The 13,544-nt window shown below is 63.0% G+C and carries 13 protein-coding genes; 3 read left to right on the top strand and 10 right to left on the bottom strand.

All coding sequences use genetic code 11. The features are described 5' to 3' along the window. Nucleotides 1-41: 41 nt before the first annotated feature. The 8 genes from A3AC_RS0120270 to A3AC_RS0120235 form a co-directional block, all read right to left on the bottom strand. Entirely contained in the window at nucleotides 42-608 is a 567-nt protein-coding gene (locus tag A3AC_RS0120270; protein ID WP_025601057.1) for a TetR/AcrR family transcriptional regulator, read from the bottom strand. A 233-nt stretch (nucleotides 609-841) separates the two neighbouring features. Next, complete coding sequence (locus tag A3AC_RS0120265) at nucleotides 842-1,108, bottom strand: hypothetical protein (RefSeq protein ID WP_025601056.1); 267 nt, start codon at nucleotides 1,106-1,108, stop codon at nucleotides 842-844. Nucleotides 1,109-1,268: 160 nt separating this feature from the next. Next, a complete protein-coding gene (locus A3AC_RS0120260; protein ID WP_025601055.1) occupies nucleotides 1,269-2,111 on the bottom strand; it encodes an IclR family transcriptional regulator in 843 nt (280 codons plus the stop codon). A 70-nt stretch (nucleotides 2,112-2,181) separates the two neighbouring features. Next, nucleotides 2,182-3,741, bottom strand: a complete 1,560-nt coding sequence (locus tag A3AC_RS0120255) for an AMP-binding protein (RefSeq protein WP_025601054.1) — start codon at nucleotides 3,739-3,741, stop codon at nucleotides 2,182-2,184. A gap of 26 nt (nucleotides 3,742-3,767) precedes the next feature. Continuing rightward, complete coding sequence (locus A3AC_RS0120250) at nucleotides 3,768-5,549, bottom strand: ABC transporter permease subunit (protein WP_025601053.1); 1,782 nt, start codon at nucleotides 5,547-5,549, stop codon at nucleotides 3,768-3,770. Between the two features lie 11 nt (nucleotides 5,550-5,560). After that, the gene (locus A3AC_RS0120245) at nucleotides 5,561-6,655 is read right to left on the bottom strand and encodes an ABC transporter ATP-binding protein (RefSeq protein ID WP_025601052.1); all 1,095 of its coding nucleotides are present in this window, start codon (nucleotides 6,653-6,655) and stop codon (nucleotides 5,561-5,563) included. A 10-nt stretch (nucleotides 6,656-6,665) separates the two neighbouring features. Continuing rightward, a complete protein-coding gene (locus A3AC_RS0120240; protein ID WP_025601051.1) occupies nucleotides 6,666-7,727 on the bottom strand; it encodes an ABC transporter substrate-binding protein in 1,062 nt (353 codons plus the stop codon). Nucleotides 7,728-7,883: 156 nt separating this feature from the next. Then, nucleotides 7,884-8,645, bottom strand: a complete 762-nt coding sequence (locus tag A3AC_RS0120235) for an enoyl-CoA hydratase/isomerase family protein (protein WP_025601050.1) — start codon at nucleotides 8,643-8,645, stop codon at nucleotides 7,884-7,886. 660 nt (nucleotides 8,646-9,305) lie between these two features. On the opposite strand from A3AC_RS0120235, the gene A3AC_RS0120230 reads away from it, so the two are divergent. The 3 genes from A3AC_RS0120230 (at nucleotide 9,306) to A3AC_RS0120215 (ending at nucleotide 11,367) form a co-directional block, all read left to right on the top strand. After that, entirely contained in the window at nucleotides 9,306-9,764 is a 459-nt protein-coding gene (locus A3AC_RS0120230; RefSeq protein ID WP_025601049.1) for a response regulator, read from the top strand. Nucleotides 9,765-10,240: 476 nt separating this feature from the next. Further along, nucleotides 10,241-10,621, top strand: coding sequence for a hypothetical protein (locus A3AC_RS29405; RefSeq protein ID WP_035475490.1), 381 nt, complete (start codon nucleotides 10,241-10,243; stop codon nucleotides 10,619-10,621). Nucleotides 10,622-10,728: 107 nt separating this feature from the next. Continuing rightward, complete coding sequence (locus A3AC_RS0120215; RefSeq protein WP_025601047.1) at nucleotides 10,729-11,367, top strand: dihydrofolate reductase family protein; 639 nt, start codon at nucleotides 10,729-10,731, stop codon at nucleotides 11,365-11,367. A gap of 72 nt (nucleotides 11,368-11,439) precedes the next feature. Here A3AC_RS0120215 and A3AC_RS0120210 read toward each other — a convergent pair whose 3' ends face one another. Together A3AC_RS0120210 and A3AC_RS0120205 are read right to left on the bottom strand one after the other, a co-directional pair. Next, complete coding sequence (locus tag A3AC_RS0120210) at nucleotides 11,440-12,216, bottom strand: alpha/beta hydrolase family protein (protein ID WP_025601046.1); 777 nt, start codon at nucleotides 12,214-12,216, stop codon at nucleotides 11,440-11,442. After that, complete coding sequence (locus A3AC_RS0120205) at nucleotides 12,213-13,373, bottom strand: DUF3182 family protein (RefSeq protein WP_035475487.1); 1,161 nt, start codon at nucleotides 13,371-13,373, stop codon at nucleotides 12,213-12,215. The genes A3AC_RS0120210 and A3AC_RS0120205 overlap by 4 nt, the downstream gene beginning before the upstream one ends. Nucleotides 13,374-13,544: the final 171 nt, after the last annotated feature.

The raw sequence follows: 13,544 nt of genomic DNA, 5'->3' as shown, positions 1-13,544 counted from the left end.
GGAAAGCGGAAATGCCGCTTCCGATATGTCTATGAACTCTCTTATCGCACAACCCTTACCGACGCCTCGACATCTTCCAGCCGCGCCTTGGTATTGAACAACCGGCTTGCCAGCACACTGCCCTGGAACGCCGCGAACAACGCGCGAGCAGCATTCTCCGGCTTGCCGTTGAATGCCAGCGTACCCGCTTGCGAACCTTCCGCGAGCACCTTGGCGAGCCACTTCTCGTTCGCCTTGAAAAACGCCTGCACCGCTTGCCGAATGTCCTCCGGCAATGTCTCGATGTCGGCCGCCAGCATGCCGCACAGACAGATCTGGCGCCCGTCGCCCAGCGTGCGGCCGAATAGCCTCGCGTACTTGCCGAGCTTCACCTCAGCAGGCAATGATTCGTCGATGCCCTTCAGCGTGTTGAGCACCTCGCTGCTATACGCGCTCACCGCTTCGAGAACCAGATCGTCCTTCGACGGAAAGTAGTAGTGAATGCTCGACGTCTTGACTCCGACAAGGCTCGACAGGTCCCGATAGCTAAAGCCGTTATAGCCGCGCATCATAATCAGCGTGATGGCGTGATCGAGAATCTGCTCGCGCACTGAAGTTATCGTGTCCATGGAACGCACTCTATCTACTTGCAGATAGATTGTCAAGCACCATGCCGTCGGCGGAACGTCCTGGTCCTTTCGCAGCGCGTCAGTGGGCCATGCAGCCAGGGCGCCCGTCGCGTCCGTGGGCGTATCGGGCAGCGTCACGCGCGGAAACGAACATGAGGCCAAGCCACCAACGCCCGCTTCACCGTCTGCCACCCTGTCTGCCGGCAGCCTCGCCACGGCCCTCCGCCCTGCCGCTACTGCTTCACTTCGCCGGTTCTCGACGCCCCCGACGCGCCTTCCGGCGACAGCGCGTTCGCGCGCTTGTCCATCAGACTTCCGGGCTTGTTGCCCGGCGTACCGAGACCCGCGGGTTTATCCACTGTCTGCCCGGCTGACCCCGGCTGGACCTGTGGCCCGTTCTGTGTGCCGCTGTTCGCTGGCGCGTTACCGCTCTGTTGCGAGTAAGCCACGCTGGTCATGCACAGGACCAATGCCGTGCCGGCAACTTTCAAGGCTCTCATCTCTGTCTCCCAGTTTCACGGCGTTTGCCGTTTTCGACAAAGACAGCATGGAGCGTGCCGCGAACAGAACCAGAACTGGACCGCAACCGAACCTCAACCGAACCGCAACCGAAACCCGTCTGCGGCGCCTATCGCGCGCAACGGCGGACAGCCCGCGCAATTATTCGATGCGCCGGCGGGTGGAAATTGCAGAGGCGGTGGAAATGACGAGATCGGCGAAGCGCTTTTCGTCGCGATCCGCCTGCCAGCGCGAGCGCGCCACCGCGATATTCACCGCGCCGATGCCGCGCCCGTGCGCGTTCGTAATGGCCGCCGCCGTGGAAATATCGCTCACGAAGTACTCGTCTTCCGTATGCGCATAGCCCTGCTTGCGGATCTGCACGATCCGCTCCTTGATCTTGCGCGGCTGGTACACGGTGGAAGCCGTATAAGGTACGAGATTCGTGCGCGAAAGAATGTCGTCGATTTCGCCGTCGGGGAGCGTTGCAAGAATCGCGAGCCCGGGCGCCGTGCAATATGCGGGCAGGCGCGAGCCGGTAATGACGTGGGCGTTGAATACATTGCGGCTGACGATACGTAGCACGAACACAATGTCCGTATCGTCCAGCACGGTGAGGTTGGTCGCCTCTTCCGTCTCGGAGCCCAACTGCTGCAGATAAGGCGTCGCGCGGCTGACCAGATCGTTCGAGGTCAGGTAGTGGTAAGTGAAGTCGAGAAGCCGCGGCGACAGTTCATATTTGCGGCTGTCGGGGTCTTTGAAGAGATAGCCGAGCGCGGCCAGCGTGTAAGTGAAACGCTGCGTCGCGCTCATGTCGAAGCCGGTGGACGAAGAGATTTCCGAGAGCGATAGCTGACGCTTGCTGCCGTCGAACGCGGTGAGCACCTTCATCGCCTTTTCCACCGACTGCACATAGAGCGAAGACGCGCTCGGGTCGGCAACCTCTGCCCGCGGCCTTGCGGCCGAAGTGTTGCGCTTGCGCGCGGCTTTGGGCTCGTCGCTCATCACGTCAGTGTCTGTCTGGTTCGAACGGGAAATTATCGCATAGCCCTGGTAAGCTACCTATACACGATAGCTACTGCGGGACGGCCGCCAGCCGGTCCCATGCGTCCTCCGTGTTTCGCGAGATCAGATGCTTCTTGACGCGCTCGCTCGCCGTCAGCTCGAAGCCGCTCACCGCGCGGTAATAGCGCGGCAACTGGAAACTCGCGAGCCGCTCGCGCGCCCATGCGTGCAGCGCGGGCCACTCGACCGGTCCGTCCCTGAACTGGACGTTGAGCAGAATGTCCTGCTCGCCGATCGCCGACGCGACACCTATTGCGGCGCAGACGCGAATGGCCGGATGGGTTGCGAAAATACGCTCGATTTCCCACGCCGACACGTTCTCGCCACGCACGCGCATGCTGTCCGTCTGTCGGCCGATAAAGAACAGATCGCCGTCCGCATCGCGGCGCGCGCGGTCGCCGGTGTGCAGCCGGCCTTCGCGCAATGCGGCACGAGTCGCCTGCGAATTCTTCAGATACGTCGGCAAAAACGTGCCTTCCACCTTGCTCGACAGCACCATCTCCCCTGCTTCGCCGTTCGGTACGGGGTCGCCGTTTTCGTCGAGCAGGTCGATGTCGATCCACGGCAACGCGCGGCCGATCGAGCCCGGCTTGCCTGTCAGGTTCGCTGTCGCGAAGCTCGAGCATTCGGTCATGCCGTAGCACTCGCGCAACGACACGTTGAGCCGCGCCTGAATCGGCTTCCACGACGAAGCGCTCACGCCCGCGCCCCACGCGACGCGCAGAGTGTGCGACGCCGGCTGCTCGCTCGCGGGCAACTGCATCAGAATATCGAGCACGCCGCCGAGATAATGCAGTTGGGTCGCGCCCGCATGCGCGATCTGCTGCCAGAACTGCGATGCGGAAAAGCGCGGCACCGCATGCAGCGTCACGTTCTCGAGGAACGGCAGCAACAACATCTGCGCGCCGCCGATGTGGCACAGCGGCTCCCACAGAAACAGCCGGTCGCCGGCGCGCACGTCGGCGACGCGAAGCGCCGCCTCGCTCGCGATGCGCATCATCCGGTGCGTGAAGACGACGCCCTTGGGCGCGCCCGTCGTGCCTGACGTGTAGATGATGCACAGCGGATCGTGCACGCCGATTGCGGGAGTCGCGAAGTCGGTGCTTCTTCCGTTCGCATCGCTGGCATCGTCAGCCTCCAATGCGGGCAGATGCGTGCGCAGGGCGACGCCGCAATCGAGTTCGGAGGTCACCGTATCGAACTCATCGTCGATCACGAAGAGCTTCGGCTCGGCATGTTGCAGCAGATATTCCAGGCCCGCTGCGCGCAGCTTCGTATTGACGGGCACCCACACAAGCCCGCTTAAATGCAGCGCGTAGATCAGATGGATATGCTCGGGACTGTTGCCGAGCATCACGGCGACGCGATCGCCTTGCACGAGACCGTGTCCGGCAAACCAGCGCTGCAACCGCGCAACTTGCCGGGCGGCCTCTTCGCAGGTAATCGCGCCATCCTCGAAATGCACGATCGCGCGTGCGGGATCGCGGCGCAAGCCTGCCGCGAGCAGCGGCACACAGTCGAGTTCGTCGTTTGCGTGCCGATGGGCAAAATATTCTGGATAACGATGCATGTGTGAACCAGTTGAATGACCGGGAATTATCGCGTCTTGCGCTTGAGCCACGAAGAAACCGCGACGACGAGTGCGATCAGAATCACGAGCGTGGTCGACACGGCCGCGAGAGTCGGCGTGACGGCGAGCTGGATGTCGTCCCACATCTGCTTGGGCAGCGTCGAGTTGATGCCGCCGGAAACGAAGATCGCGATAGTCAGGTCATCGAACGAAACAAGGAACGCGAACAGGAATGCGGCGGTCACGCTTGCCATGAGAAGCGGCAAAACAATCGACGTGATGCGCCGCAATGGCGACGCGCCCATTACGCGCGCGGCGTCGTCGAGGCGCCAGTCGAAACGCTGAAAGCCTGCTGCGAGCGTGACGACGACGTACGGAATGGCGAGCACCGTATGGCCGATCACGAGTCCAAGGTTCGTGCCCGTCAGCCCGAAGCGTCCGAACAGATACAGCAGGCCGACTGCCACCACGATGCGCGGCACGATGAGCGGCGCGACCAGCAGAGCGAACACGGGTTTGCTCGCGCGGCGCGGCATGCGCGTCATGGCAAGCGTGGCGCCGAAGCCGAGCAGCAGCGAAAGCAGTGCGGTACCAAGACCGACTTCGAACGAGCGGATAACGGCGCTCTGCCACACCGGCGAATCCATGAATGTGCCGAACCAGCGGACGCTGAAGAGTTTCGGCGGAAACGCAATATAGTCGCTCTTCGTGAACGCATACGGAATCACCGACAGCACCGGCACGACCAGCACCAGCATCACGACGCATGTGTAGAAGCCAAGCGGGCTCGCCGCGCGCGCGCCCGCTACCGCATGGGCCTTGCGGCGCATCATCAAGGGCGCAAAGACGCGCCCCGCAGTCACCAGAAGCGCAAGCTTGAACCCTTGAGCGCGCGAGCCGCGCTGACGCTCCGCTACTTCGCCGGTGAGCGATGTGAGGCCCACCATACGGTCGTATATGAAGAAAATCACGATCGAGCAGACGAGCAGCACTGTCGAAAGCGCTCCGGCAAAGCGCATGTCGAAGAGTTCCAGCACCGAGGAGATCACGAGCTGCGCGATCATTGTTTCCTTCGGCGAGCCGAGAAGCGCGGGCACGATAAAGAAGCCGAGGCTCGAAATGAATACGAGCAGGCCGGCCGCCGCCACGCCCGGCGACGACAGCGGGAGAAACACCGTGAAGAAGCTCGTGCTGCGCTCGGCTCCGAGTGTTTCGGCGGCTTGCGTCAGACGGTCGTCGATGCCGCGCATGACGGGCAGCATCGTCATCACGGCGAGCGGCAGCATCGAATGCACCATGCCGATCAGCACGCCGGTCAGCGACGGAATCGTGCCGCTCGTCTCGCGTACGAGCCCAAGCGACAGTGCAATGGTCGACAGCACACCGGTCTTCGAGAGCAGCAGCATCCACGCGTATGTCTTGACCAGATAGCTGGTCCAGAACGGCAGCATGACCCATAGCAGCCAGCGTTCGCGGGCGCGCTCCGAGAGGCGGCTCAACATGTACGCGACCGGATAGCCGAGCAGAATGGAAAGCGCCGCCGTCATGAACGAAATCGCGAAGGTGATCCACAAGACCTTTGCATAAACCGGTGTGCGCGCGATGCGCTCGAACTGCGCAAGGCCGATCTGGCCGTCCGCACCGACCAGTCCGCCTTGCAGAATTTCGCCGACAGGCAGCACGAAGAACACGAGCAGGAACAGAAGCGTCGGCACGATCGGCAAAAAGCGCAGGCAGCGCGCGAGCCATATCGAGCGGCCGTGCCGCAAGGCTTCGCTTTCGCGGTGCGCATGAATAGCGATGGTCATTCCAATCCCTTTCAGCTATGCAAGAGCGTCGTGCGATACGGATCCCATAAGAGACCCACCCTGTCACCGATGCGCGGCGACAGGCTCCGCTCGCAGCGCACGGTGAGCTCGCTGCCGTCGTTCATCGCGAGTTGCACGCGCGTATCGCTGCCAAAGAACACAATGTCCGCGATCGTGCCGTCGACAAACCCGCTTGCCGGTTCGACAATGCGCGGTGCTTCTGGACGCACGAGCAGCGTGTGGCGCTCACCGGAAGCGAAAGCGCCCTTTCCGTTCGTCGTCCTGATGGTTTCCAGAGCGCTCATCGGCAACGGAATGCGGCCACCCGCCGCGAGCAGAATCGGTTCGCCGCTTGCGCCGCGGGTCGCGTCGAGCGCGCCTTCCAGCAGATTCGAATGACCGATGAAGCCGGCCGCGAAGCGCGTCGCAGGACGGTCGTACAGATCGGCGGGCGTGCCCACCTGCTCGATGCGCGCCTGATTCATGAGGCAAATGCGGTCGGATAACGTGAGCGCCTCGTCCTGATCGTGCGTGACGTAGACGAAGGTCGCACCGAGCTCCTTGTGCAGGCGGCGAATTTCGGACTGCATGTGCTCGCGCAGTTTCTTGTCGAGTGCGCCGAGCGGCTCGTCGAGCAGAATCACCGACGGCCGGTAGGCAAAGCAACGCGCGAGCGCGATGCGCTGCTGCTGCCCGCCCGATAGCTCCTTCGGAAAGCGCTTCGCGTAGTCGGTCATGCGCACCATCGCCAGCGCACTGTCGACGGCCGCGCGTACTTCGTCGCGCGATTTGCGGCGCATGCGCAAACCATAGGCGACGTTGTCCCACACGCTCATGTGCGGAAAGAGCGCATAGCTCTGGAACACCATGCCGATGCCGCGCTTGCCTGGCTCTACGTAGGTGACGTCGCGTCCGTCGATCTCGATGCGCCCCGCGCTCGGCGCGACGAGGCCCGAGATCATCTGCAGCAGCGTGGTCTTGCCCGAACCCGACGGACCGAGCAGCGTCAGGAATTCGCCCGCCTGCACGGCGAGGTCCGTCGGTTCCAGCGCCACCGCGTCGCCGTAGCGCTTGGCAATGCCTATCGCCTCGAGTTTCGAGCTCATCGTGCAGTCCTTACGAAATGATCCACGAATTGAACCGTTCGGTGACTTTCTGACGGTTCGCTTCCCACCATTGCGGACTCGGCAGCCGCATGTCGCGAATGTTCTCCGGCGCCGTGGGCAACAGCGTTGCACGGTCTTTCGCAATCGTCTCGAACGCTTTCCTGTTGGTCGGCCCGTAGGCAAGCGTGCGCGTGAGCAGCGCCTGGCGCTTCGCGTCGGCGCAAAAGCGCACGAACTGCTTCGCCGCATCCGCGCGCGGCGTGCCCTTCGGAATGCCCCAACCCTCGATCGAGTAAAGCCCTTGATTCCACACGATTGAAACCGGCGCGCCCGCGTCTTTCGCGGCTTGCGCGCGGCCGTTCCACGTCGAGATCATATCGACGTCGCCGCTCTGGATCGCCTGCATCGCCTGCGCGCCGGAGGTCCACCAGATGTTGACGTGCGGCTTGATCCTGTCGAGGCTCCTGAATGCGCGGTCGACGTCGAGCGGATACAGCTTGTCGAGCGGCACGCCGTCGGCAAGCAGCGCCTGTTCGAGCGTGTCGAGCGGACTGCGCCGCAGACAGCGGCGGCCCGGGTATTTCTTCACGTCCCAGAAGTCCGCCCAGGTTTTCGGTCCATTGTCCTTGAACCTGTCCGCACGATACGCGAGCACGGTCGAATACACGTCCACGCCCAGCCAGTTCGGCGTGATCGCTTCGGGCATGATGTCCGGATAGTCGCCCGCCTTCAGGCCGATGGGTTCGAGCAGGCCCTTCGCTTCGAGGTACGGAATGTCGGCGGAGAGCGTCAGCGTGGTGACGTCCCACACGTAATTCCTGGTTTGCACCATCGCCGCGAATTGCGCAACGGGCTGCGATTCGCGCGCGACACTCACCACCTTGATGCCGGTCGCTTTCTCGAACGGATCGTAGAACGCTTCGCGATAGGCGGTCGTATAAGGACCGCCCGGGTCCGACACCACGATCTGCTTTGCCTGCGCACGCGCGGCGAGCGGCAGCGCGCTCGCCACGGCAAGCGCGCCCGCGCCATGAAGAATCCGGCGGCGCGCCGGGTTGAAGTCTTGCGTCATTGTTCAGGTCTCCGCACTAAGGTTGAGATTGGAACGGCTCGACTTGGCGTTGCGGCTGGATTGGCGAGGGGCGCGAGCGCCGGACTGCATATCGGCCCGAGCACGCGACAGACCACACTGACCACGGGCAGCACCGCGCGCCTTGCCCGCGACCGGCTACTTCGCGCGCTTACGGAAGAAGTATTCCATCATGCGTGCGGGTTCGCCGGAGTCGTACGCTTCACGCTGAATGCGCTCGCCCGCTTCGATGCAGTCGATGAAACCCGGCTCCGTCATTTCGCGAAAACGCTGTTTGTCCAGCCGCATCGCAACGGGCGGCTTGGCCGCGAGTTCGGTGGCGATTTCCAGCGCCTTGTCGAACACCTTCTCTTCGTCGACGAGGTGATGAATCAGGCCGATGCGATAGCACTCTTCCGCGTCCATCAAGCGGCCTGTCAGTGTCAGCTCGATGGTGCGCGACATGCCGAGCATCGCGTTCATGATCCACGGCCCGGTCGTGCTCGCAATGCCCGCGTTGATCTCGGGCTGCCCCATGCGCACGCCGGAATGACCGACGCGGATATCGCCGAGCAGCGCCACCTGAAACGCCGAGCCCGCGGCCGTGCCGTTGAGCGCCATGACGAGCGGCTTCGAGAGGCTACGCAGCGCCGTGTAGTAGCGCTGCCATTCCTTGACCCACGCCACCGCGCGTTCGCCGTCGAAATCGTGAGCCTCCGACAGGTCCTGGCCCGCCGAGAACGCGCGATTGCCGGCACCCGTCATGATGATCGCGGCCACTTCCGGGTCACGATTAAAACGCTCGAGCGCCTCGATGATCTTCTCGCGCATCGGCGTCGTCCATGCGTTCAGCCGCTCCGGGCGGTTCAAAGTGATGACCGCGACGCGGCCGTGATTCGAGAACAGCACGTCATTGCTCATGATTTATCGCATCGTAATAGTTGATGGTGTATAGCAATATAGGCGCATCAAAATTGCCACGCAAGCGGGTTTACCAGAGAGCCGCAAGTGGAACGGAAGGCGAGGGAGCGCAGCACGCAGACCAGCGCGGAAACGCTATCTGTGGCGTCTGTGAGCCATGCGCGGGAAGCGGTTTTCGTGAGGGGATGCGCCGGTTCACCTGGCGGCGTTGCACGAAATGAAGCACGCGTCGCGCATGGCGATATGAGAGCCGCACGCGCAAAGCGCAAAGCGCGAAGCGAAGGCACACATAGAAAAAAGCCGCAGACAGAGCTGCGGCAAAAACAAACACACACGCCGAACGTTTGGGAACGCTGACGCCTTACAAATCGTAGCCATATTTGTGGGGCCTGAAAATCGGGTGTTTTGTATGAAAGACCGCGTTTTCCCCGCAAAAGCCGCTAATACGAAGGTGTTCGCGCAATGAGTACCTTACAAAGTCGCAAAAAAACAACGCAGCCTGCAATCAGCTGGCCGAAAAGTGACAGGAGGTGGCATTGATCGCCATAGACGGCCCTTCGGCGATGTGAAATCATCCCCCGACTGGCGCACATGGAAACCGTGCCGAGGACCAGCCCGCGCCAATTCGTGCAGTCAATCAGGTGGACTGAATCCCGCGCAATGAGTCACCGCCCGCCACATGAAGACGAGGGACAGTTCGCGCTGTGGCGCGTCAAGCGTTCTCCGAGCGCGGTCGACTCGCGCAGCGTGGTGATCGCCCACGCCGACGTGCCGGCGGGAGAGTCCATCGCCCTGCTGCTGAGGCTCAAGGATTTCGTGGCCGTCGCCACATCCACGCTCGACAATCTCGAGCTGATGCTCGAGCACTGGAAACCGCGCGCGTTGCTGCTCGACACGCGGCTATGCCGCGGGGACGGCTTCCAGTTTGTGCGCAAGGCTGCCCGCAATCCCGAGTTTGATGGGGTTCTGATAGTCGCGATGACAAGCGTGTTTCCATTCGAAAGCCCGAGCGACATCCGCCAGGCCGGCTTTGACGGTCTATGCCGCAGGCCGTGCCCGGTATGGCGGCTCGCGGATATGCTCGAAGGCCATTTCCGTTCCTCGACGGATCGCGCATAGCGTTGCGCGCGACGCGCTTCACTCGAGCCGGGCCGGAAGATTGCCCCCACCAACGTGCATCAACGTGCATGGCCGGACGGCACGACGCGAACCGGCCAGACGGACTATTGAGGGACAAGACCACGGCGGAGATAAGGCAAAGTTTGATTTCCATACGGATCTCGCGGCCATCGATCTGCTGGATAGACACGAGGCGCCCGCCGTGCAGTGGTTGAAGGGCTGGTTCAGCCCATTGACCACATTCATGAAGTGATACATTCGCAAGGGGAATATTCGCGACGGCCGTGTCCGCCCGATATTGGCGTTTTACGCTTGTGCATATAGGTGGCACAAGTAACGCAAGGCGCTCGAGCGGCTCCATTGCAAGCGTTGAGGCGCGCGTTCGCCGCCTGTTGCAAGCGGAATGAAAAGTGCCCCGCCGATACTGGTCCGTGACATGCGACCGGTATCGCAGCGACGCCGTCCGGGAGTTTCCCATGACCGTATCGATGAATACGCATTCCACTGTCCGCGCCGGTTTGCGGCCGGGCACCATCGGCCTCGCGCTGGCCCTCTTCGTGTGGAGCGCCGATGCCGTATCGAGTTGTCCGACGGTAATCACGACTCCGGCCGGCAGCGCATTCGACCTCGCTTCGCTGGTTGCTGACAACGGTTCGCCGCACGCGGCGCTGGCGAAGTTGCGCGCCGCCTTGTCGAAGCTCGGCTGGGGCACCCGTTGCACCATGCTGCGAGACGTCCATGCCTGCACCGAAACCGTCGACATCGCGAAACGCGCAGTCGTCGCGCTTGAAGCCTGCGCTGCCGCGGCGCCGCCAGGACCGAGCGTGAACCGGCGAGACGACAAAGATCGCGATTGATCTCAATCCGCAGACCTGGATCGATAAAGCCCCGGCGCTGTCGATTCCGTTCTCGCCCGCTCGTCGTGATGACGGACACATCGCGTCCGTCAACCTGGAGAAAGCTTATGCGCAAGCTCACCGTTTCCGCATTCATCAGTCTGGACGGCGTCATTCAGGCGCCGGGTGGCCCGCGCGAAGACCCGAGCGGCGACTTCCGACTTGGCGGCTGGATCGTGCCGTATGCCGACGACGCGATCTCCGGCTACTTGCAGGAGCTATTCGCGGAGCGGTTCGAACTACTGCTCGGACGCTGCACGTATGACATATTTGCGGGGTATTGGCCGCACGTGCCGGCCGGTTCCGCGAGCCGCGCCATTGCCGATCTGCTGAACGGCGTGCCCAAGCACGTCGCGACGCATCGGCCGGACACGCTGGAGTGGCAGGAGAGCCGCGCGCTCGCAGGCGGCCTCACCGACGCGGTACGCGCGCTCAAACAACAGCACGGCGCAGATCTGCTGACATTCGGCAGCGGCAACATGGTCGCCCAATTGCTTGCCGCCGATCTGATCGACGAGCTACGGCTTGTGATTTATCCCGTGATACTTGGGCGGGGCAAGCGCCTGTTCAGCGAGAACGCGCCTGCGGCTGCGTTCACACTCGCGCAGTCGGTCAGTACGCCGTATGGCGTGATCATCACTCGCTACGCGCGCGGCGGCGAGGTGCGAACCGGATCGTTCGACGCGGATGATCAGGAGTCCGTCTGATACATCCGGCGGCACCATGTATCGCGCGGAAATGCGCGCGGCGCAATCACGCGAAGAGCCGGCGATATCTGCCTACACTTTCGCGTGATTGCGCGCCGCGCCGCGGCTGCCGGCACGTGAGCCCTGAACCATCTCCGAGAGCCAGTTCACAATGAGGTCCGTGTAAGCGCGCTGGCTGCCGACGTCGGAAAGGCCGTGGTCCGCGCCCTCGATCATGCGATAGGTGAGCGAGTGCGCCTGCAGAAACGCCTGCAAATAGCTGGCGATCACCGTGTGCGGAACGATCTGGTCATGCTCGGATTCGACCAGCAGCACATCGCCGTGGAAATTCGCAGCGGCACGCAGAGCGCGGTTTTCCGTGGCCGGCACAATGCGCTTGCGGTACGCGACCAGATCATGCTCGACATGCAGTGCGCGCTTCGGCGTATTCCAGCCGTCGTCGAGATAGAGCGCGGGCACGCGCAGGCCCAGCCATCGCACCGGGCGCAGTTCCGTCAGAATCGCCGCCAGATAGCCGCCATAGCTGCTGCCGATGACGGCGACGGAATCCCGGTCGATGGACGGATGCGCGGCGAGCGTGTCGTACGCGGCAAGCAGGTCGTTGAGATTCGTTTCGCGCGTGACTGTCTGCTGTTCGCTTTGCGTGCGTGCATGGCCTGTGAGGTCGAACGTCAGGCACACGCAGCCAAGCGCCGCCGCCTGCCGCGCGCGCTCCAGATACTGCTCCTGATTGCCGCCCCAACCGTGGACAAAAAGTACGCCTGGCACTGCTGTCTTGGGAACGAGCATGGTGCCGTCGAGATGGCCGCGTTCGAGCTTGATGTGTAACTGGTAACGGTCTGCCGTCATGAGTCGCTGCTCCTTTGCACCGTGTCGCGATCGAGCGTGTAGAACTTCGTGATGGGTCCAGCCTGCGTATCGACGCCGCGATAGACCACGCATGCGCCGTCGGGCACTTGCACGTTTTCTCCGTAGATTTCACGTGTCGATGCGCGCACCACACACGCTTCAGGTTCGGCCCTGAAGGTGCGCAACGCGCCGATTTCGGCGCCCGTCGCGCCGCCCACGCGCCACGATTGCTCGAGCACGCCGCAATAACGCACGCCCGCTGCATCGATGCCGCAAGCGACGTCATAGTTGCGCCTCGACGCGAAAAATCCCGCGTAGTCGATCTGCACCGCAGCATCGAACGCGCGTGCTTTCGCGATGCATTCGCGCAGGTCTGCCGTAAGATCGAGCCGTTCGAGGACATCGAAGCCGCCGCGCACCACGACGAGGTCCGAGCCGCCATAGACATCATGGCCATGATTGTTGCGCGTCAGATGCTGCACGCCGTAGTAGCTCACGAGCAGATCGTCGAGCATGACCTGCCCTACGCTGAACGTGTCGAGAGCCTCAAGATGCCGCTCAATCGAAATGCCGTCGGTCCGCAGTGCCTCGTCGCCCAGCGCGTCGAGTTGCGCTTCGAGTTCGTCCTCGTTTGCGATCAGCGCCTGTCCCGCGCCGCCAATTCCATACGGACGCTTGACGCGCACACGGCCGCCCTCCCACAGCGCACGTGCGGCGCTGCGGGCGTCGTCGCGCGAGAACGCTGCGTAGCCCGGCAACACCAGCGACGCAATGCGTGCACCGAGCGCACGCGACCATCCCGGCGGCGCGGAGCTCGCGCCGCCCGGCAGGCTGTGCGCGATCAGTTTGGTCGCGACGAACGGGAACGGCACCACGCCGCCGTACAGGTCATGCACTGAATGAACTCCGAGTTTGTGCGCTTGCGCAAGGGTCAACGTATCGTCGGGAATCAGATACCGATGCGCGGGATAGGCCCGAGCGTCATGGAATTCACACGCAGCATGCGTGCCTTTGAGTTCGGCGATCTGGCGCGCAAGTTCGCGCAGCGTGTCGCCTTCGTGACCGCCTCGACGCGCGTGACGCTGGTGCCGATACACGATGACGACAGGTAAACCTGGTGTTGCAGATACGTCCGACGCGAGCGATGGGTCCACCATGTCCGCCTCCCTGGCGCGGAGTCGCGCTGTTGCTCACGGAAGCGTCGTGTCGATGCCTCCGTGCAGCGAGAGGTCGCAAGTGTTGTGCCATTGGGGGTGGCGTTGCCGGTCGAATGGGGGCGCGCGGTGCGTGGCGGCGGGCTTCGCCGCCGGTCGGGAGGCGGCGGTTAG

It is taken from the genome of Burkholderia sp. WSM2230, from assembly GCF_000472445.1.
Classification (GTDB): domain Bacteria; phylum Pseudomonadota; class Gammaproteobacteria; order Burkholderiales; family Burkholderiaceae; genus Paraburkholderia.
The sequence above is the reverse complement of the archived record's forward strand: the minus strand, read 5'-3'. Positions and strand labels throughout refer to the sequence as shown.